We start from the raw sequence: 20,607 nt of genomic DNA on the forward strand, positions 1-20,607 counted from the left end.
CGTCCTCAACCGTCTCCCGTGGGCGGTTGGCGCCCTCGACCGGGAGGCCTTCGCAACCCGGCGCCTGACATCCTCACCGGATCGCGACCGCCAACCGCGCGGACAACCTTCAAGTGGCAATCACTACTACCCAGTTGCCGGTCTTGCAATCACAGCTTCACGAGGTCTCTCCTCGGTCAATGAAGGCGTTCACGAGATCATCACGCTGCCCACTACAACCGTGACGGGGATCACTCGGAACATTGCATTCCGTCCACAGTTTTCTCACAGGGATCCCTACCGTTTCCTTGCGATCTTGCCGACCGGCACGATCGGGAAAGGAACGAAGGCTCTTGTCCGAGCACAGATTCCGGCGCCCGCCGAGCGGGCAGCGAAAGAGACGAATAGCCCTGGCGGTGGCCCTTTTACTGTCAGTCGAGGGCACGCTGTTGGCGAGCCAGTCAGCCACCGCCGCCACGCCCGCCAAGGACGTGCCGAAGACGCCAGCGACCACGACGACGGCCAAGTCCCCCAGCAAGGACGCAATTTGGCGCTCCGACCTGGCCTGGGCGGCCAAGCACGCCCAGGGCTCCAAGGCGTGGGCCCTCACCGAGGCGAAGAAGTCCGGCAGGAAGGTCGTCGTCACCGACGAGACCACGCCCACCAGCTACACCGTGGCCAACCCGGACGGCACCTTCACCACCGAGCTGACCACCGGCCCCGAGCGGGTCTGGAGGAACGGCAAGTGGCAGAAGGTCGATGCCGTCCTCGCCCAGAACGCCGACGGCAGCATCACCCCCAAGGCACACCCCAACGGGCTGCGTCTGGGCGGCAAGAGCGGCACCCCGCCGAAGTCGCTGCGTGCCGCGCAGGACAGCCCCGCCCGTGACCTGGTCACGCTGGGCAGCGGCAGTGATCAGGTGACGCTGCAGTGGAAGGGCGGTCTGCCCGAGCCCGAACTCGACGGCACCCGCGCCCGGTACAAGAACGCGGTGCCCGGCGCCGACGTGATCGTCGAGGCCACCCGTACTGGCTTCGAGCAATTCGTCGAGATCGGCGAACAGCCCTCCGGTGCCTACTCCTACACCCTTCCGGTCAAGGCGAAGGGGCTGAAGGCCAAGGCCAACAAGGACGGTTCGGTCACCTTCCGGGACACGAGGACCGGTACCGCGCGGGCCACCATGCCTGCCCCGGTGATGTGGGACGCCGCCGTCGACAAGGTCTCCGGCGAGCACACCCACCGGGCCCGCGTCGACATGAAGGTCGTCGACAAGGGCGCGGGCCAGGTCGACCTGGTGGTCACCCCGTCGGCGAAGTTCCTCGCCGACCCGGCCACGAAGTACCCGGTCACCGTCGACCCGTCCACCTCCGCGCTGACGAACACCTTCGACACGTATGTGCAGCAGGGCGAGACCGTCGACTGGTCCACCGACGTCGAACTCGACTTCGGCAACCCGGGCACCAAGAACGCCGACGGCACCCCGCGCACCGCACGCTCCTTCATCACGTGGAACACCACGCCCATCCAGGACGCGCTGATCGTCGACACCAACCTGGCGCTGTGGAACTTCCACTCGGGCAACACCGACTGCAGCGCCCAGAAGTGGACGGTCTGGGACACCGGTACCCCGTCCACGTCCTCGCGCTGGACGAACCAGCCCGCGTGGAACCAGGAGTACCACTCCTCCACACAGACCAAGGGCAACCCGGACTGCGCCTCGACCCAGCCGGACGGCTGGATCAACGCCGACATCGACACGCTCGTGCAGACCTGGGCGTCCGCCAAGGTCACCCGCGGCCACCTGGGCCTGCGCGCCGCGACCGACGACGTAAAGGCGTGGAAGCGGGTCAACTCCGCGAACAACGCGGCCAATCAGCCCAAGCTGTCCGTCACCTACAACTACCGTCCGTCGGACGGCACGAACCGGCAGGCCGGTGCGCCGTTCAAGTCGTACGCCGGTGTGTGGGCGGTGAACACCACCACGCCGACCCTGCGGGACACGTTCACCGACCCGGACGGTGACAAGGTCAACGGCACCTTCCAGGTCTACGACGCCGCCACGAACACACCGATCACCACCCCGGCCGGCGAGGGCCTGATCGTGTCCGACTTCGTCGACTCCGGCAAGCCCGCCTCGGTCACCGTGCCGGCCGGGCAGCTCCAGGACGGCAAGACGTACAAGTTCCGTACCAACGCCTACGACGGCACGCACTACAACCTCAGCTGGTCCCCATGGACCCAGTTCGTCGTCGACACCACCGCGCCGGGCACACCGGCCAAGATGACCTCGACCACCTACCCCGAAGGACAGTGGGGCGGTGGAGCCGGCACACCAGGCCGGTTCGACGTCGAATCCGGCGATGGCGGTGCCCGCGAGGTCCGCTACCGCGCGGACGGCATCGCCGACCTCGACGAGAGCGAGGGTTCCCTGGACGACCCCGAGACCGCGCTGCGGTCCCGCGCCCCGCGTGCGGACGTCTGGCAGTCGGTCGCGACCACCGCCGGCAACGCGGCGTTCCAGGTCACTCCCGGTGCCGAGGGCTCGCACTACGTCGAGGCGGCCACCGTCGACCGGGCCGACAACGTCGGCGAGGTCCGTGCCTACGGGTTCCGGGCGGGCACCGGTCCGCGCCGGGTGAACCACATCATCGACATCGCCCTGCCCAAGCCCCAGAAGAGCACCGGCACCTGGCAGCAGGTGGACGGGACTCAGCCCATTCCCGACTGGAGCCCCGACGCCGTCATCCTGGAACCCGCCCGTGCGGACGCCGTGAAGACCCCTGACGGCAGGGTCGCCAGAGGCAAGGGCAAGGAACGGTGCGAGGACTCCGGCACCACCCGGATCTGCTCGAAGATCGAACTGCGGGAGGTGCGCAGGCCCGGCACCAAGGCACCCGAACGCGACAAGGCCCCCGGCGCCGGGACCCGGGCCGACGCGACGCCCGCACCGATCATCCCGTACTGCTCGCAGACGGGCCCGTCGGCCGACGGCAGCTTCACCCGTACCCAGGCGTGCCTGGGCTACCGGTACACCTACCGTGCCATCGAGATCTCCAACAACCAGCCTCCCAAGCTCAAGGGCGTGGCGGTCTTCGACATCCAGGCGCAGGTGCTGACCGACGTCAGGTCCAAGGACATCAAGTACTGGGCGAAGTTCGCTCCACAGCCGCTGATGCCCGGCGAACCGCCGGTCACGGGCAGCATCAAGGTGAAGTTCGACCCCGCCTGTGACTTCGGGTGCACCAGCAGCCCCACGTTCGACTGGGACGGGCCCATGACCTGGAACGGCTCCTACCCCACGGACCCGCACGAGCAGACCGGTACCGCGGTGATGACGTGGGACACCGCCCTCGACGACCTCGGCAACAAGGGCCCGCACGACGAGGACCGGCAACGCACCTTCCCGATCGACTTCCGCATGCAGATCGACACCAGCCTGGACGGTGTCAAGCAGCAGAACGTCAGATTCGAGAACGGTACGTTCTCGGCCCGCTGCGACGCGGCCAACATCAACAACATGCCGCCGGGATGTGTGTTCCCGGCCAACAACCCCGGCTGGGTCATCAACCCGGTCACGCACCCGGCCGCAGCTGTACACGCCGAGCTGATGGCCGCCAAGCTGCCGGGATTTGTGGGAGGCGACTACAGCAATCCACTGCACTACCTGCCGATGACCAAGAAGGGCAAGCCGCAGCGCAACCGCTACGACCGGTCCGACCAGGAGAACCGCCGGGTCATCTGCGGCCGTTCGGGCCCGACGGGCTTCGTCCCGCACGACAAGACCGCTCTGTTCGACTACCTGCTGACGCCCAAGCCGAACAAGCCCGATCCGAAGGACAAGCCGTCGTGTGACGAGTACGCCTTCAACGCCACCTACGAGTCCGGTGGTATGCCCAAGACGCCCGACGGCAACGCCAACCCGCTCCTCGTCAGCAACGGTGAGGAGTGCGTGCAGACGTACGAGGGCCTGAGCGACGACGGAACACTGCACCTCCGTGACGACGGGCGTTATCCCGAACCGGACTGGACGAAGGTCAAGTGCGGGCGGTCGTCCATGTCGCTGGAGGTCAACTCGGGGGCCATGCGCCTGTTCGGCCAGTTCGCGTCGGCGAATCGACTGCTGGACGCCGACGGCTACTACGTCTGGACGGGCCTCAAGGCCGCCGGATGCGACTGGACCGCGGCGAAGGTCATCTGCGACGCGTGGGCCAACGGTTTCCCACAGCGCGGCCTGTCGGCGCGGAAACTCAGCGCGCCGCGCAGCTGACACCACCGGAAACGGCAACCCGATAGCGACCGCCCCGCCCGTTGCAGGATCAACTCCGCAACGGGCGGGGCTCGTTCGGTGCGGTCAGTGGAGTGCTTGAAGTTCGTCGGCGACCTCGGTCAGGTATCCGGTCAGAGTGCTGCCGTCGTCGTAGAGGTGGGAGACGTCCTGCCGGTTCCACGACCCGGTCAGTCCTGTCGCGGCGTCGATGAAGGTCCCGGTGAACGGGTCGTCAGGTTCGTCGGCGGTGAACGGGATCCATGTCGTCTCCCAGACCCCCGGGTGATTCAGCAGGTCGTAGGCGTCCAGGGCCTGGCGCACTCCGAGCAGCACCTCCCCCTCGGGCGTCAACGGCCCGACCGGCCCGCCGCAACGCCGCCACAGCGTACGAAGGTCGGCGGGGAGCCGGAACCCGAGCTCGGCCTCCGCCTCGGCGATCAGCTCGTCGGAGGCGCCGGGAGTCATCGGGGTAGCCGGCGGGTGGAGTCCCAGCCAGGACTCGACACGTTCCCAAGCCGCGATCACATCGTCACTCATGCGTTGATGCTATCGACGGGCAGGGGGGTGACGCCGAGGCTCCAGCCGCGAGCCACGGAGCCCCAGCAGAACCCGTTGGCGGACCAGAGCGACCACTGCTAGCTTCCTGGAGGCCGTGCGAGAGAACGAGGAGGTGGTACCCGTGAACGCAGTTTCGACATGGGTGCTCCCCTCCGGGGTCACGGTCGGACGATAGGCAGGTCGTCCGGGAGCGCCGTTCAAGCGCACTCCCGAAAGGCACGACCATGCACTTCACTTCCGAGCAGCGCCTCGACGACGGCGTCCTCCAACGCGAGTTCACCCTCGGCGAGATCCCCGGCACCCTGTGGACGCCTGAATCCGCCGCACCGGCTCCGCTGATCCTGATGGCCCACAACAACGGCCTGCCCAAGGGGCAAGCCCGGCTGGTGGCCCGTGCCCGGCACACCGCGGCGTACGGCTACGCGGTGGCCACCATCGACGCCGTCGGGTGCGGCGACCGGCCCCGTTCCGCCGCCGACGAGCAGGCCCGCGCCGACCTCCGCCGGGCGATGCAGGACGGCGAGCCGGTCGACGAGATCTTCGAGTCCTTCATCGGACCGCTGGTCGAAAAGGCGGTCCCGGAATGGCAGACCACTCTGGACGCCCTCCTTTCGCTGCCCGAGATCGGCGGCCCGGTCGGATACTCGGGGTGGATGGCCCTCGGCATCCGGCTTGCGGTGGTCGAGCCGCGCATCACCACCGCCGGTTTCTTCGCCGGGGGTTACGTGCCCCGCGCCCAGCGCGAGGAGGCACGGCAGGTCACCATTCCGCTGCTGTTCCTGCTGCAGTGGGACGACGAGGGGAACCCCCGGCAGCGCGCCCTGGACCTTTTCGACGCCTTCGGTACCAAGGAGAAGACGCTGCACGCCAATATGGGCGGGCACACCGGCACCCCGTGGTTCGAACTGGACGACGGGAACCGGTTCTTCGGCCGACACCTGAAGTGAGGGCGCGCGTCCCCGAAAACCGCTGCTGAGCCGCGGACGCGGAGCCCGGGCGCCGGGGCGGTGTCCTGCGCGCCCGGGCTCCCGTCGTCCGCGACGTTCACCTCCCGCCCGCTGCGGGCGGCCGCACGGTCGTCGCGCTCGGCATGTCCTGGAGCGCCCCCACCCTGATCGCCTCCGCCGCCTCGCCGTCTTGCCGCCCAACGGGGCAGGGCGGGGCGGGCGCGGGTCCCGGCGGCCTCGCCTCAGCGACGGCCGCCGCCTCCGCCCGTGCTGGAACCGCTGGTCGTCGAGTTGACGCAGCCGGTGCAGGGACCTGTGCCCTGCTGCAGGTACCGGTACTGGTTCGCCAGATCGATCGCGGGCGTCAGCGAAGTGTCGTCGGTGGGGATGCCGATACCGAACCGGCCATAGAAGGCGAGCAGGCCGGCGTCGGCGCCTTCGACCGCCGCCCGGGTGCGGTCGTAGGCCACCGTCGTCAGGCGGCGGACGTCGATGCGCACGAGTCGGCCGCCGTCGGGCGGGGGCCGGCCGATTCCTTCGCCCCACCGGTGGAAGATCTTCTTCACCGGGCCGTCCTCCACCAGCCCGCCGAGGTACTCCTTGACGAGCTGTACGGCCTGGTTGTCGCCCAGGTCGAGGGCGTCGAAGGTGCGGGTGATCGCGAGGGAGGCGAGCTCGGCGAACCGGTCGGTTTGTTCCTCCCGCTCTGCGGCGCGTTGTTGGCTCTCGTCGAGCTGATCGATCTGGCCGTCGAGGTCGTCGGCCTCCGGAGTCTGGCCGGGTTGTGGCGCCGGGTCGTCGAGCGCGAGTGTGGCGGCCTGGAAGCGGCCGACCTGCCGGGCGATGTCCAGCGCCGTCCGGTTCACGGGCTCTCCGGGTGGCGAAGGAGCGGCCCGGTGTACGGCGAGAATCACGGCCCTCAGACGGGCAGCGGCACGGGGATGCGCCGAGACCTGCTGGTGGATCTCCTTGTACGCGGCCGCAGCGCCCTCGGTGTACTGCCGACGCTGAACCTCGAGCGCGTATCTCTCGGCCACCGGCCGCTTCCATGCGCCCTCGGACACCGGCGCCATAACGACGAGGAACAGCAGGGCGACCATGATGCCGACGTTGATCCCCGAGAGGGACCGCCGTGCGAAGTTGGCGGTGATGCCCAGCGGCAGCCGGGACTCGCCGAAGCGTGCCGGGCGCAGCCGCCGTCTGACCCGCGCGACGTGGTCCGGCCAGCGCAGTACGACGTAACTGCCGACAGCCAGCAGCGTGTAGGCCGCCAGCCAGTACAGCCAGTGCACCTCGGTCAGTCCTTGGACCTTTTCCACCATGCCGCGCACAACAGTGACTTGGGACGGGGTGAACGACAGTACGTTGGCCAGCCACACCAGGAGCACGGTCAACACCAGGCCGAGTTCCACGGACAGCACGATGTCGGCCGCCGCCTGTACCGTCGGCCGCGTCGAGTCCTGCAACTTTCGCCAGCCGCGCCAGGAGAGCCAGATGGCGAGCGGGAAGAAGAGTCCGGCGGCCGGCGTGAGAGTCAGTACGTCGCCGGAGACGAGCTGCTCGACGGCGAGGACGACCAGAAACACGCCAGGGAGATCCGGAAGGTGGCGGACGATCAGTCGTTCGGACGCACCGCACCGCTTCACCGCGAGCAGCAACGTCCAGCCGCCGAAGAAGAGCAGCGCCACCAGGGGGACCAGACGAGAGGGGATTGCGCGGAACAGGAAGAGGAGCAGGGCCACCGGCGGGGCGACCGTGCACAGTGCGAGGGCGGCCGCGGCGACGTATCGGCGATGCCGGATCCAGCGGATCAGGGATTCGACGAGCAGCCCGCCCACTGTTTTCGGCACGACCATGAGGGCTGCCGCGAGGCCCAGGCCGAAGACCGCCCCGAAGAATCCGCCGAGGGCCGCCCTGATGGCGGCGAGGAGTGCAGACCCCGGTCCGTCGATCTCCTGCCGGGTGCCGAGGCGCCAGGCCGCCCACGCGCCGACCCCGAAGGTGACGTACAGGGCCAGGAGTTCCGGCACGTCGCTCGGTGACTCCTCGTCATCGCGGGCGGCCGACGCGGGTCCGGTCGGAGTCGGTGTGGCCGGAGTCGGTGGGGCCGGAGCGCGTTCGGCCTGCGACCTGCGGGCGTGCAGCCGGCGGGCGACTTCGAGAAGGATCTCCAGATTGGGTACGTGGTACCCGGGCCTGACGAAATATGTCGGGAAGTCGCTGCCACGCGAGGTGACCAAGAGGTCGCCCTCGGCCGTGAGGGAGAGCGAGTCAACGTCCTCCCAGGCAGTGAAGTCGTCCCGGCCACGCCTGCGCCGTACGGTCAACCCGTCCTGGCTCAACACAAGGTCTCCGAAAGAGACTTCACCGCCACCCAGAGCCGTTTCGGCGGCCGCGGCCAGCTGCGCGTCCCGGATACCCTGCCGGATCGCCGGACCCCACTCCTCCTGAGGGAGCTGCGCGCCCCTGATCACCGTACGGGTGCGCAGGCCCCGGATCTTCTCCCCGCCGAGTGCGGGGCCACGGTGCGCTGCCCCGAGCGTGACGACCGTCCCCTCGGGGTTGGACAGCTTGTAGCGATTCGATCCGTTGGTGAAGACGGTGGTCGACCGCCAGGGATAGACCGCTTCCGCACCGTCGGCCGCGATCGCGACGAGGCCCTTCTCGTAAAGACGGAACTCCACTCTTGTGTGCCGCCGATACCACAACGCCCGGACAGCGAACGGCCCCAGCAACGCCGGCCCGCCGAACACACCGGCCGCAACGGCCCCCTCCCAGCCGAAGAGAGCACCGAGGAGGAGAGTCAGGAGGTAGGTCAGGGCCGAGAAGGGGGCCAGGGCCAGCAGGAGCAACGCGTACGCGGAGGGCCTTCTGCGCTGCGGACGGTAGGTACGGCGATGACGCCCCAGCCCCGGGCGCTCCGCACCGTCCTCGGCGCCCATGAGCTCATCCATCTCAGAAGCGTCCCGCACAACACCTCTTGGGTGACAGCCAGTTGATGTTGCAGGGCACGGTAGCACCACCTGTGAAAATGAGCTGGTGGGAGATAGGTCGACTCTCCGTGGGCCTGCGGATAGCCGATTGCGGAGATGTCCTGGGCCAGGTCCGCAAGGGTGACCTCGACGTTCGACGACGACACCGGTTCCTGGTCCAGCGGCCGCAAGGCATACACGTCACTCACCGCTTCCAGATCCACCGAGACCTCGTCATAGTCCTCGGCAAAGCGCTGGAACGCGGTCATCGAGGCCCCGCCAGGTGGTGTCCCACCAAGTGGTGTAACGCTTCCCTCTGATCGGACCCAGAGGACTCACCACGAATCCCTCCTGATGCCCAGGTCTTCCCGGGCTCGCTCGTGGTACGTGTTCAGTCGCTCATGGAGGCCGCCGACCACGGGTGGAGGTTCGTGCGTGCGCGCCAGTTTGATCATCTCCCACAGGGCCACGTTGACTTCATGGGCTGCCTCGATGGCGGGTGGATCAGCCAGCATCACGAGCGCTTCGAAGAGGGCCGAGCGTTTGCGCTCTCCTTCCTCCATCTCCGCCATGAACTCCTTGTGAGTCTCTGAGCCTTCCTCGGCCAGCCGAGAGTGTTTGGAGGCGTCAGCGACCTCCTTCACACACGCGGCGTACTCGATGTAGGTGTCCAGCTTTCGTTGGTCCCAGCGGGTCTCCATCGTGCGCCGATGCCTCGCACGTTCGGCCATGGTGACGGACAGATACGAAGTCAGGGCCCCGACGAGTACGCCCACCAGCGTCACTATCTGACTGATCATGTCCGCGACCGTATCGTCAGCTGATCAAGGCGTGGCCGCAGCCTCCAGTTGCGGTCGCCGTGGAGGACGAAGTGGGGCAGGCCCCAGCGCCGGTAGTGGTCGGCCGGCAGGCCCCCGCACGCCAGAACACGTACACCCAGGTCAAAGACCCGGCTGTTCCTGGTTGTCCAGGCCCGTGAACGGCTGTCGCAGCCGGGCCAGGATTGTCGCCGCCAGCATGGCGGTCACGAACGCCGTGCGCACAGCGATCGAGCAGGAACTCACGGAAGGACGCGACCTTCGCGAGGCCCTGACGTCTTTCGCGTCCCGCGTGGTGACGGAGGCGTTCCCGTCCTCGGACTACGTGAGGTTCCGACGGCTGTCCGCACGGGGGCGTGCTCTGCACCACGGCTCCCGGAGGCAGTGCGTGAGCGTCCCGAGCGGATGCTGGAGGAGCGGTTCGAGCAACTGGCGACGGACGGCCTCATCCGGACGGCCGACCCGTGCCGTGCAGCACTTCACCGCCCTGACCTTTCTCCTCGCCATGGACGCGCTCGACGAGGACGACCCCGAGAGCGCGGTGGAGGAATCGGAAATCCTCGCGATCATCGCCGATGGCGTCGACACGTTCCTTCGCGCCTACCGCTGACCTCGCCTACCGCCGGCCTCGGGGTGTGTTGGTTGTCCAGTCCAATTCATTGCGGGACGGGACCGCTCTCCAGGAACAGGGAATCACGCAGCCGGCGTCCCGCCTACCTTGTCCACGAGTCCGACATCCAGCAGCGCCTCGTCCGCCGAGCCCAGGAAGTCGAGGGACTTCTTGTCGAAGACCCAGACCGTGCGGCCGTCGCGCTCCTCGAAACTCAGGCCGATGCCGGAGCGGCCGGTGTAGTCCTTGGCGACGGGGACGACCGAGACGCCTGGGATCTTTGCGGCCGCCCGGTAGAGCGCGGCGTCCAGTTCGGGCAGGAACGTGGCGTCGGGCAGCATGTCGCCGATCTTCTCCAGCGCCGCGCTCTGTCTGGTCTGCCCCTCCCCCCTCGTACCGGCGTAGATCTTCTCCAGCAGCGCATCGGGGTCGGTGGGCAGCGCCTGAAGCTCACGGAACGTGGTGACGTTCGGGTCGGGGCTCAGCCTCATGTCGTGAGTGCCCTTGGAGTACGAGGAGAACGGGTCCCGGGGCCGGAACGGCGGACCCACCAGCACCGTGACCCGGCGCAGCCCCGCGCGCTGGCCGTCGACGGCGGTCCAACTCTCTTCACGCAGGACCCGGATGTCGTTGTCCGAGAACTTCATGGAGCCCTGAGTGCGGACATAGATGTACTGGTCGTCCCTGACGGGCACGGTCTTCTTCGCGGCGGCGACCTCGGCGATGCGATGGAGGAGGTCGACCGCGTCCACGTCGGTCGTGGCGGTCTTGGACCCGCCGCCGACAAGCACTGCGGCGAAGATCACCGCCGCGGTGGCGAGGGGAACGCCGATGACAGCGAACCGGCGGCGGGGACCGCGCCCTCGCCGGCCGGGTGCAGGTGCCGTCGCGACGTCCGGGAGTTCCGGGGCGGCCGGCTCGGTGAATTCTCTGAACTCGGTGAGCTCTCTCATCAGATGGCCCTTCAGAAGGTCGTGGCGGTCGCTCGTCAGGACCGGCTCACCCGGGCTCGGCAGGAGCCTGGCCAGTTCCTCGCGCTCTTCGGGGTTCATCGGTGCTTCTCCTGTGTCGACCGGGCCGTTTCGGGACGGCCATCCGGTACCTGTCCGGTGCGCGGGCCGAGTCCCGGTTTCTCCTGCTGAGGTGGAACATCCGGTATCGCGGCGGCACTTGGCTCCCCCGGGTATGTGGCCGGCCGCCCGGCTGACGTGCGCCGGGCCAACTCCGCGTCCGACAACGTCCGTAGACGCTGCCTTGCCCGGGCGAGCCGCGACCGTACGGTGCTCGCCGGCACGCCGAGGGCCTCGCCTGCGGCCGCGTAGCTCAGTTACGACCAGACGCACAGGGCGAACACCTCGCCCTCGGCTCTGCGTAGCCGGCCGAGCGCGGTACGCGCGGCGGCGAGCTGCTCTGCCTTCTCCATACGGCCCACGAGGTCGTCGGCGAAGTCCGGCAGGGTGTCACGGTCCTCCGGGCGGTCCGGGAGCCTGGCCAGCGCGGCGCTGTGCCGGCGGGCTGCGCGGCGCGTGTTGCGCAGAACGTTGGTGGCGATGCCGTACAACCAGGGGCGCAGTCCGTCGCCGTCGGGCACGTCGGCGTCTTCGTCCAGGGCCGCGGCTTCAGGTCTCAGCCTCTCCCTGAGCCGCCAGGCTTCCAGGAAGGTCAGGGACACCACGTCCTCCGCAGTGCCCCGGTCTGCCGACAGGCGGGCGGCATGACCGTAGACGGCCCGGGCATGCGCGGCGAACAGTTCGGCGAAGGCTTCCGGATCGCCGGCGCGTATCCGGTCACGCAGGGAAGGTTCCACAACCCGCCCTGTCCGTTCGGCACTTGTCGTCTCAGTGGCGACGATCACATCACGAGCGGATCCTCCAACTCGCCTCCTGTGACCGGCCGCGTTCCCAAAGCGTGCCCATAGAGCGGTCAACACCGGTCAGCAGCAGTGCGATCCCGCACTCCCGACCGCCACGCCAGGGTTGCGTGCCCGCCCGCGTCCCGCTGCGGGCCGAGCTGACCTTCTCCGGAAGCGCTGTCTCAGGCGGCGAAAGGCTGGTCGCCTTCTACCGGTTTCACCAGGGGACGACCGCGTCCACGAATACTGGCGGCCCTCGCACCGCTCAGGTGGACCGGCGGGCGCCGCGGGCGCGGGCCGACCGGCGATCCAGCCAGACATTGCTGCGCCTGGTGGCGATGATTGCGGAACTCGCGGGACGCTACGCTGAGGCCTCTGTGCCGGAACAGGCCATGTGGTGCTGGGGAGTTGGGAAGAGTGTCGTCGACGCCGGTGAACATCGGGGATGCCGGGTCTGCCGAGTTCGTCGGCGGCTACATGATCCTCGGCAAGCTCGGCAGCGGCGGCATGGGTATCGTCCATCTCGGACGGTCGCCCTCGGGTCGCCAGGTCGCAATCAAGGTCGTGCACGCACAGTACGCGCAGGACGAGGAGTTCCGGGCCCGCTTCCGGCGGGAAGTCGCGGCCGCACGCCGGGTCAGTGGGGCGTTCACCGCACCCGTCGTTGACGCCGACCCTGACGCGGAGCAACCGTGGATGGCGACTCTCTACGTGCCGGGCCGCACGCTGGGCGACACCGTGGCGAAAAAGGGACCGCTGGTCGGGCGTGAGTTGCGTCTGTTGGCGCTGGGCCTGGTCGAGGCTCTTCGGGACATCCACCGGGCGGGCGTGGTGCATCGTGACCTCAAGCCCGGCAATGTCCTGATGGCCGAGGACGGTCCGCGCGTCATCGACTTCGGTATCTCACACGCAGCCGACCACCAGGCCCTCACGGTGACCGGTCGGCTGATGGGCACACCGCCTTACATGTCGCCGGAGCAGTTCGCCTCGCCCCGCGATGTCTCCGCACCGTCCGACGTGTTCTCGCTCGGGTCGCTGCTCGTGTACGCGGCCACCGGCGACGGCCCGTTCGACAGCGACAGCCCGTACATGACGGGCTATCGGATCGTGCATGAGTCGCCCGCTTTGGACCGTACTCCACAGCCGCTGCGCTCCATCGTCGAGCACTGCCTGGACAAGGACCCGCACAGACGGCCCGGACTCGGCGAGTTGCAAGAGCTGTTCTCCTCGCTGCCGGACACCGCCGCACCCTCGCCTCCGGCTGGAGCGCCCACCTCGGCGTACCTGGCCGGACAGGAGACGGCGGACGTACGGGGGAGCCGTGAAGCTCCCGGTGAGAACGCCAAGACGCAGGGCAGGAGCAGCTCCGCCGGACAGGGCCGTCGACCGGGTCGGCTCGTCCTCGTCGCCTGCGCTGTGATGGCGGTCATCGGTGCGGGCATATCGGCGTATCACTTGGCCTCGGACACGCAGACCGGCGGAGCGGCAGCCGCTGCCGACCCCTCCGCCGCCCCGGCGCTGCCGGTGGGCTGGCGGTCCTGGCGGACGAACCTGACCCGGACCGTCAAAGATGAACCGACGGCCATCAACGTGGATACGGTTGACTCCGGTTGCGTGACCAGCGGGACGTCGGTGTACTGCGCCGGGACCGGCTTCACCGTCGCGCGTATCGATGCGGCGACCGGCCGAGTGCAGTGGCGATTCGGCGACAACAGCCAGGCCGCACAGCGGCCTCTCGGCGTTCGGGGCGGACTCGTGTATGTGTCCGTGCCGCCGGACGAGGACTCCTTGTACTCGGCTCAGCGGCTCGTGGCCCTCGACACCACAACCGGCGAGCAGGTCTGGACCCGCACCGTCGACGCGGGCCACCCGGCTGCCCTGTTCAGCGGTGGCATCCTGGCAATGCCGGAAGGTGCGAACAAGTTCGTCGCCCTCGACGCCACGACCGGCAAGGACCTATGGCGTACGCCGTCGAAGTCGTCGCAGGGCACCGGCTGCTCACCTCTGGTGCTGGCAGGCGCCCCCTACGGTCTGTGCACGGACGCGAACGACCCCTTCAAGGGGAAAGTCGGCTTTCTGCGCCTCGATCCCGCCGACGGCACCCCCCGGGAGCTCGATCCACTGCCCCTCACGGTGCAACAACCGCTCGGCTCGGTCGCGGGCCGGCCGCTGTTCGCCGCGCTCAAAAGCGTGGACGCGGCGGACGACAACAGACTCGACGCCCCGTACTCGGCCCTCCTGAACGTGGACCCGGACACCGGATCCCTCACCCGCGTGTCCCTCAAGGGCATCACGCAGGGAGTGCCCCATCTCGTCGACGGCGTGGTGTACTTCGTACGCCCCGACGGCACGGTCACCGCGATCGACCCCACCAGCGGAGACCGGATATGGCAGAAAAGCACGCAGGTCGAAAACCTCTCGGCGCCCGCCAGGTCCACGACCTACGACACCCTGTACTTCGCCAACCGCTACGGCCGGCTGCTCGCCCTCGACCGTGCCACCGGCGCCACTCGGTGGACGACGGACAAGCTGGACGATCCCGGATCCTCAGCGGAGAAACGGCTCCCGAGCATCGTCCTCGTCCGGGACGCGATCGTAGCCGTGGCAGGTGACACGGCCTTCTCCGTACGCCCCGATCAGCCCCGGCCTGCGGCGGGGTGAGCACCCTGACTGTCGTGCCGTCGGCGGTGCCCACGGTGACATCACGACGGGCACCGCGGCGGCGGGCAGTCGGCGCAGGTTCGTCAAGGATGCTGCGCGGCCTCAGATCTTATTCAGGCAGTCGACGCGCGTCGGCGTACCGTGGAGGCAGCCGGGGGTTGCGGGGGGCGTGATGAGTGTCGAGTACGACGACCATTTCGACTTCAGAGGCGGGCAGTTCACAGGGCCGGTGATCGGCAGGGCCGACTATCAGCCGTATGTGCCCACGCCCACTGCTGTCGATTCTCTGCCTGCCAAGACCGTTGGCTTCACCGGTCGCGATGACGAACTGCGCAAGCTACTGGAGGCTTTGGATCCAGCGCAGCCGGGGCCCCAGGCCGTTCTGGTCGCCGCGGTGTCGGGGCTGGGTGGCATCGGCAAGACAGCACTGGCGGTGGAGGCCGCCCATGAGGCCCGGGCCCGGGGGTGGTTTCCCGGCGGCACACTCTTTGTCGATCTGCACGGCTACGACGAGACGCCGATCAGCGCCGAGGTGGCGTTGCAGTCGCTGCTGCGGGCGCTGGGCACCCGGCCGGAGCACATCCCGGTACAAGCTGAGGAACGTGCCGCGTTCTACCGCGCGGCGCTCGCCCGACGCGCGCGGGAGAGCGGTCCAGTACTGGTGGTGGCGGACAACGCCTCGTCGGTCAGCCAGGTACGACCGCTGCTGCCCGGCGACTTTCGCCACCGCATGCTGACCACATCCCGACACAAATTCCCCACCCTGGGCGCTCGCCTGCTCGCTCTGGACGAACTGTCGACGCAGGGCGCCTGCCGGCTACTCGACCGCGCGCTGCATGCGGCAGATCCCGCCGATGCGCGGCTGGCGGGCCATGCCTCGCAGGCATCCGCTCTGGCCACGCTGTGCGGCTGCCTGCCACTTGCCCTGCAGATCGCCGCGGCGCTGCTGATCGCGGACCACACCATGTCCCTGAGTGAATTCGGCCGCGACCTGACAGCGTCGCGCAGCCGTCTGGACCAACTGGATGACGGGGAGCGCAGTGTGCGGGCTACCTTTGAGCTTTCCTATCGCGCTCTTCCGGACCAGCAGGCCAGGCTACTGCGGCTGTTGGCGCTCGCACCGGGACCGGAGACCGGCCTCGAGGCCATCACCGCGCTGCTGGGTGAAGCCGACTCGCCGCGCGCAGACCTCGCTGCGCTGGAGCGCGCCCATCTCATACAGTGCGGCAGCAGCCGGCACCGATGGCGCATGCACGATCTCGTGAGGGAGTACGCGGCCCAGGTAGCCGAGAGCAATGACGTCCTGGCCGAAGAGTCCGCGGCCGCCCGGGGGCGAGTGCTGGAGCACTATGTCCACCGCACGGCCGCCGCCGTCGACCTGGTCCGCTGGTGGGCTGACACGCCCGTGCCTCAGCAGGTGTTCGGCAGCCGAGCGCAAGCCATTGCCTGGCTCGACAGCGAGCGGGCGAATCTGCTGGCCACTATGCACGGCACGGCGCAGGCACGCCACGGCACCCTCCTGGTCCGGCTGGGCCTGCTGCTGGGCACCTACCTGTACTTCCGCCGCGACTACGACGACTTCGTCACTGTCAGCCGCCACACCCAGGACACGGCCCGCCTTATCGGCGACCGCACGGCCGAAGCCCAAGCCTGCAACTACCTCGGCCTGGCGCTGCGCTCGGCGGACCGGCCGGTCGAAGCCATAGACGCCCTCACTCGTGCCCGCGACCTACTGGCAGCAGTCGGCGACCGGACCGGAGAGGCCTTCGCGTGGAACTTCCTCGGCTCGGCCCTGCGTGTCGCCGGCCGCCCCAGTGAGGCCCTCCCTGTCCTGGAACGGGCGGGTGAGCTGTTTCGGGCCCTCAGTGACAGCAATGGGCAGGCATACGTGTTCAACAACACCGGACTCGCCCTGATGGACCTTGACCGGCCCCACGACGCCATCGACGCCCACACCCGGGCACGGCGACTGTTCCGCACGGCCGGCAACCGTGACCGCGAAGCCAAGGCCTGGCGCAACACAGGCATCGCACTAGCGGCCACCGGCAACACCGCTGAAGCCGTCGACGCCTACAACAAAGCCCTCACCATCCAGCACGAGTTCGAGGACTGGCACACCATCGGCACCACCCACCAACACCTCGCCCACGCCCACGAGAACACCGGCCACCTCGCCAAAGCCCGCCACCACTGGCTCGCCGCCGCCGACGCCTACCAACAGGCCGACGCCGAACCAGAAGAAGTCCAAGCCCGTGAACGAGCCGCCGCCCTGCCTCCCCCACACCTCCCCACCCCCGACCAATAACCCCCGCGCATACGGCCGGGCCGACGTTCGGCATGTTGGCTGGGGCATCCATCTTCGGATCCTCGTTCTCGTCTCCGCAGGCACCCCTTGGACCACACCACCAGGAGGAACCAGTGTCATACCCGCAACTGCTCACCCCCGAGGAGAAGCTCGCCGACGCGAAGAAGCTGTTGAGCCTCCCGCGTATCGTCGTGATCTGCGGCTCCACCCGCTTCATGACCGAGATGAACGAGGCCGATCTGCGGGAGACCAAAGCCGGAAAGATTGTCGTCAAACCGGGCTGTGACATGAAGTCGCCGCACGAACTTTGGTCCGATCCTGTCGAGGCCGAGGCGCTGAAGGTTCGACTCGACGATCTGCACCAGGCGAAGATCCGGCTCGCTGATGAGGTGCTCGTAGTCGGCGACTACATCGGAGACAGCACCCGAGCCGAAATCGCCTACGCCCGGTCGCTGGGCAAGCCCGTGCGGTTCACGCACCCCGAAGTCGACCCTGACGCCTGACCGCCCGCTGCCACCTCGACAACCAGGGCCGGCAGCCCGCCGCCTGACCGTCTCGCGGTGGCTTCGGCCGCCGCCCACCCCACACCCTCAGCAGGCATCCCTTGGAATTGATCATCTAGGCATCGGCTCGCCAGGCGCCCCCACTCTCATCACTGATCCAAAAGAAGCGCCCTAGTCCCTTCGGGTCCTCGCCGATGTCGTCACCGGTTGGCTCGACGCGGCTCGGCAGTTCGCCTGAGCGGCCGAACGCCCGCGATTCGTGCGGCAAAGCCCTACAAGGGTCTCTACGGTGTGCCATCGGAAGGCCCAGGTGATGCACGATGGCTGCAGGACAACAGGGTGACGCGGACAAGACGCCCGCCGCGGCTGTCACCGCCGCCCGAGCGGGGGACATCGCTGCCGCGCGCCTCAAGGAGCGCATTTACGCGGCCCTTTCCCTGACCGCTGTCATCATCGCCCTTGCCGAGACCGACCACCGCGAACACCTCGAATCCGCCCTGACCGTGGCCGTGACGGCACTCGGGATCTGGCTGGCCACTCTGGTTGCTGACGAACAGTCCCACCGGGCGCTGACCAGACGCAGCGCCACCCTTCAGGAGATCCGCACCACCCTGCATGTTTCGAGTCCGCTGCTGCTCACCGCCGCGGGCCCGCTGGTGCTTATCGGGATCTCCGCTCTCGGCGCCCTGGAGCTGGAAACCGCGCTGCTGATCAGCGCAGGCGTAGAGGTAGTCACCTTGTTCCTGTGGGGCTGGCGAACCGGCCTACGCATAGGAAACGGCCCTCTGAGCGCCCTGCTCTCGGGCCTCGTAGACACCCTGATCGGCATTGCCGTCGTCGCCGTGAAACTCCTCGCCGGCCATTGAGGCATCAGATCCATGCCCAGCAGGAAGCCCACGGAACACAGGGACGACAGGGACGACAGGGACAGCTTTGCGAACGGCACTCGCGCCACCGTGTAGATCACGGCTTACTCGGTGGCCGCGGGTGACGGAGCAAGTTGCGAATGCCGTACACGCACGTCACACCCTGGAAGGGGTGCTGATTCGAGGTCGTGGGCATGGGCCAAGCGGGCCGACTCTCGGGATTGCATGGGGAGGGTCTCGTGCGTGCCGCCTCCTCCTTGACTTACTGGCCTGGCTGCGGACTGCCTCACTGTTCTGTCAACACTCTGGGTGCCGAGCTAGTCGGAGCCACGGACGCACTGTCACGACGTCCCCCACCGCGACCTTGGTCTCACAGGTCCCGTGCCCCGGACGAATCCGAGGAACACGACGTGAGAGCGGCGAACACGACAGCGACAACAACGGCGTCGGCGGCGGCCCTCGCCCGGGCAGTCGCGCCGCGGTACACCGGCACGGGGTGAGCGTCATCACGCCCGGCCTCATCGTCTGCACGACCACGAGCACAGCCGCGGCATCCACGGCGGAGTCTGCCTGACTGACGGGGACATCAGCTCCCGCACTGCGGAGAGCTGGAGGGTCAGGATGCTTCTGCCCCTCTGGCGCGCCGAGGCTCCACTGCGGGCTACAACCGTCAACCCTGCTCAGGCGTCTTCCCTGTCAAGTCGTGCGTGTTGAGGGGCTCTCAGCCCGCTTGCCGGCCTCACGGGTCCACTTCGGGAGACCCCTCACGGGTTCCGGTCAGCCGGCCTGGAGCGCGGGATAGATCTGCTCGACGAGGTCACCGAACGCATGCTGCTGACCAGGAACCTGCGGACCGTCAACGCCCTGACGGACCCGACGGTCCTCGAGCCGGTGATCGCCGGTGTGACCGCGGGCTCAAAAGGGCGGGCACAGTGTCGCCGGTCGGGCGCCTGTCCATGGGTGAGTGGGACTGCCGCATGGACAGGCGTGGCCGTGGGCCTCAGGCTGCTTCGAGGAAGGGGTAGTCGGTGTAGCCCTCGGCGTCCGGCCCGTAGAACAGTTCCGGCCGCGGCTCGTTCTCCGGGTGGCCACCCTGCCAGCGCTCGACCAGGTCGGGGTTGGCGATGAGGGCCCGGCCCACGGCCACGGCGTCGGCGTGGCCGGCCTCGATCTGCTGGAGCGCCTGCTCGCGGGTGGTCTGCCCCCCGAAGGGGCCGCTGTTGACGATCAGCTTGCCGTCGAAGCGCCGCCGCAGCTCCTGTACCAGGTCGCCGCCCGGCTCGGCGTGCAGTACGGAGAGGTAGGCCAGGCCCAGCGGGCGCAGTTGGTCGAGCAGGGTGCCGTAGGTGGCCAGGACGTCGTCCCGGTCGGTCTCGAAGACGTCCCCGAGGTCGACCTCCGGCGAGATCCGCAGCCCGACCCGCTCGGCACCGACGGCCTGGGTGACCGCCGTGACGACCTCGACGACGAAGCGGGCGCGGTTGTGCGGCGAGCCGCCGTATCCATCGGTGCGCTGGTTGGCCGCCGGGGAGAGGAACTCCTGGAGCAGGTAGCCGTTGGCGCCGTGGATTTCCACGCCGTCCGCTCCCGCCTCGATGGCCCGGCGGGCCGCGGTGACGAAGTCCTCCACGGCTGCCCGGATCTCTGCAGTGGTCATCGCTTCCGGTATCGGGTAGGGCTGCTCGCCCTTCTCGGTGAACGTCTTGTTGTCGATGGCGATCGCGCTGGGGGCGAGGATGCGGCGGCCGCCGTTGATGTCGGGGTGGGTGCCGCGGCCGGCGTGCATGATCTGCAAGACGATTCGGCCGCCCTCGGCGTGCACCGCCTCGAACACCCGCTGCCAGCCGGCCGCCTGCTCGTCGGTGGCGATGCCCGGCTCACCGACATACCCCTGCGACGCGTGGTCGGGGTAGGTGCCCTCGGTGATGATCATTCCGGCGCTCGCCCGCTGCCGGTAGTACTCGACCATCAGATCCCCGGGGATGCCGGAGGAACCGGCCCGGACCCGGGTCAGCGGTGCCATGACGATGCGGTTGGCGAGCTCGATCTTCCCGAGAGAGACCGGGGAGAAAAGTGACGGGGCGGGCGAAACTTCTGAAGTGTTTACAGGCATGGGTTGGCTTTCTTTCTGCACTACGGAGGAAAACGGGATGAAGGTCTGCGACGCAGGGGCCCACGCTGTCCCGGCGGATCGGGGTGGGGGTGGTGTCGGAGGCGAACGCGGTGAGAGCCGCATGCCGTCGGTGTCGGTGTCGGCAAAAGGCGCGA

At 68.5% G+C, this 20,607-nt stretch carries 15 protein-coding genes; 7 read left to right on the forward strand and 8 right to left on the reverse strand.

The window, feature by feature from the left end; translation table 11 throughout:
- The first annotated feature begins 332 nt into the window (after positions 1-332).
- A complete protein-coding gene (locus tag BLU79_RS44935) occupies positions 333-4,247 on the forward strand; it encodes a DNRLRE domain-containing protein (protein ID WP_256333735.1) in 3,915 nt (1,304 codons plus the stop codon).
- An 84-nt stretch (positions 4,248-4,331) separates the two neighbouring features.
- Here the strand turns inward: BLU79_RS44935 and BLU79_RS44940 are convergent, their stop codons facing one another.
- Positions 4,332-4,784: an SMI1/KNR4 family protein gene (locus tag BLU79_RS44940; protein WP_093911844.1), complete on the reverse strand. Its 453-nt coding sequence runs from the start codon at positions 4,782-4,784 to the stop codon at positions 4,332-4,334.
- A gap of 245 nt (positions 4,785-5,029) precedes the next feature.
- Between BLU79_RS44940 and BLU79_RS44945 the strand changes: the two genes are divergently transcribed.
- Entirely contained in the window at positions 5,030-5,752 is a 723-nt protein-coding gene (locus BLU79_RS44945; protein ID WP_093911845.1) for a dienelactone hydrolase family protein, read from the forward strand.
- A 242-nt stretch (positions 5,753-5,994) separates the two neighbouring features.
- On the opposite strand, the gene BLU79_RS44950 is transcribed toward BLU79_RS44945, so the two are convergent.
- From BLU79_RS44950 to BLU79_RS49615, 3 genes are all read right to left on the reverse strand, one after another.
- Entirely contained in the window at positions 5,995-8,706 is a 2,712-nt protein-coding gene (locus tag BLU79_RS44950) for a hypothetical protein (protein ID WP_143052589.1), read from the reverse strand.
- A gap of 353 nt (positions 8,707-9,059) precedes the next feature.
- A complete protein-coding gene (locus BLU79_RS44955; protein ID WP_093911847.1) occupies positions 9,060-9,524 on the reverse strand; it encodes a hypothetical protein in 465 nt (154 codons plus the stop codon).
- Positions 9,525-9,665: 141 nt separating this feature from the next.
- A complete protein-coding gene (locus BLU79_RS49615) occupies positions 9,666-9,788 on the reverse strand; it encodes a hypothetical protein (protein ID WP_256333736.1) in 123 nt (40 codons plus the stop codon).
- Between the two features lie 223 nt (positions 9,789-10,011).
- On the opposite strand from BLU79_RS49615, the gene BLU79_RS48530 reads away from it, so the two are divergent.
- Entirely contained in the window at positions 10,012-10,152 is a 141-nt protein-coding gene (locus tag BLU79_RS48530) for a hypothetical protein (RefSeq protein WP_177001440.1), read from the forward strand.
- Positions 10,153-10,235: 83 nt separating this feature from the next.
- On the opposite strand, the gene BLU79_RS44965 is transcribed toward BLU79_RS48530, so the two are convergent.
- Genes BLU79_RS44965 through BLU79_RS50205 form a run of 3 tightly spaced genes read right to left on the reverse strand, consistent with a single transcriptional unit; the run spans position 10,236 to position 11,959 of the window.
- Entirely contained in the window at positions 10,236-11,204 is a 969-nt protein-coding gene (locus tag BLU79_RS44965; protein ID WP_093911849.1) for a CU044_5270 family protein, read from the reverse strand.
- Positions 11,201-11,446: a hypothetical protein gene (locus BLU79_RS50200; protein WP_371132069.1), complete on the reverse strand. Its 246-nt coding sequence runs from the start codon at positions 11,444-11,446 to the stop codon at positions 11,201-11,203. Before BLU79_RS50200 ends, BLU79_RS44965 begins: the two co-directional genes overlap by 4 nt.
- A 33-nt stretch (positions 11,447-11,479) precedes the next feature.
- On the reverse strand, positions 11,480-11,959 hold the full coding sequence (locus BLU79_RS50205; RefSeq protein ID WP_371132070.1) for an RNA polymerase sigma factor: 480 nt from the start codon (positions 11,957-11,959) through the stop codon (positions 11,480-11,482).
- Positions 11,960-12,421: 462 nt separating this feature from the next.
- Between BLU79_RS50205 and BLU79_RS44975 the strand changes: the two genes are divergently transcribed.
- From BLU79_RS44975 to BLU79_RS44990, 4 genes are all read left to right on the forward strand, one after another.
- The gene (locus BLU79_RS44975) at positions 12,422-14,665 is read left to right on the forward strand and encodes a serine/threonine-protein kinase (protein WP_371132071.1); all 2,244 of its coding nucleotides are present in this window, start codon (positions 12,422-12,424) and stop codon (positions 14,663-14,665) included.
- A gap of 172 nt (positions 14,666-14,837) precedes the next feature.
- The gene (locus tag BLU79_RS44980) at positions 14,838-16,970 is read left to right on the forward strand and encodes a tetratricopeptide repeat protein (protein ID WP_093911850.1); all 2,133 of its coding nucleotides are present in this window, start codon (positions 14,838-14,840) and stop codon (positions 16,968-16,970) included.
- Positions 16,971-17,083: 113 nt separating this feature from the next.
- Positions 17,084-17,473 carry a hypothetical protein gene (locus BLU79_RS44985; RefSeq protein ID WP_093911851.1) on the forward strand — a complete coding sequence of 130 codons (390 nt, stop codon included), beginning with the start codon at positions 17,084-17,086 and terminating at the stop codon, positions 17,471-17,473.
- A gap of 320 nt (positions 17,474-17,793) precedes the next feature.
- Positions 17,794-18,339: a hypothetical protein gene (locus BLU79_RS44990; RefSeq protein ID WP_256333737.1), complete on the forward strand. Its 546-nt coding sequence runs from the start codon at positions 17,794-17,796 to the stop codon at positions 18,337-18,339.
- Between the two features lie 1,000 nt (positions 18,340-19,339).
- Here BLU79_RS44990 and BLU79_RS44995 read toward each other — a convergent pair.
- Positions 19,340-20,452, reverse strand: a complete 1,113-nt coding sequence (locus BLU79_RS44995; protein WP_093911852.1) for an alkene reductase — start codon at positions 20,450-20,452, stop codon at positions 19,340-19,342.
- Positions 20,453-20,607: the final 155 nt, after the last annotated feature.

This window comes from Streptomyces sp. cf386, from assembly GCF_900103585.1.
In the GTDB taxonomy this organism is placed as follows: Bacteria; Actinomycetota; Actinomycetes; order Streptomycetales; family Streptomycetaceae; genus Streptomyces.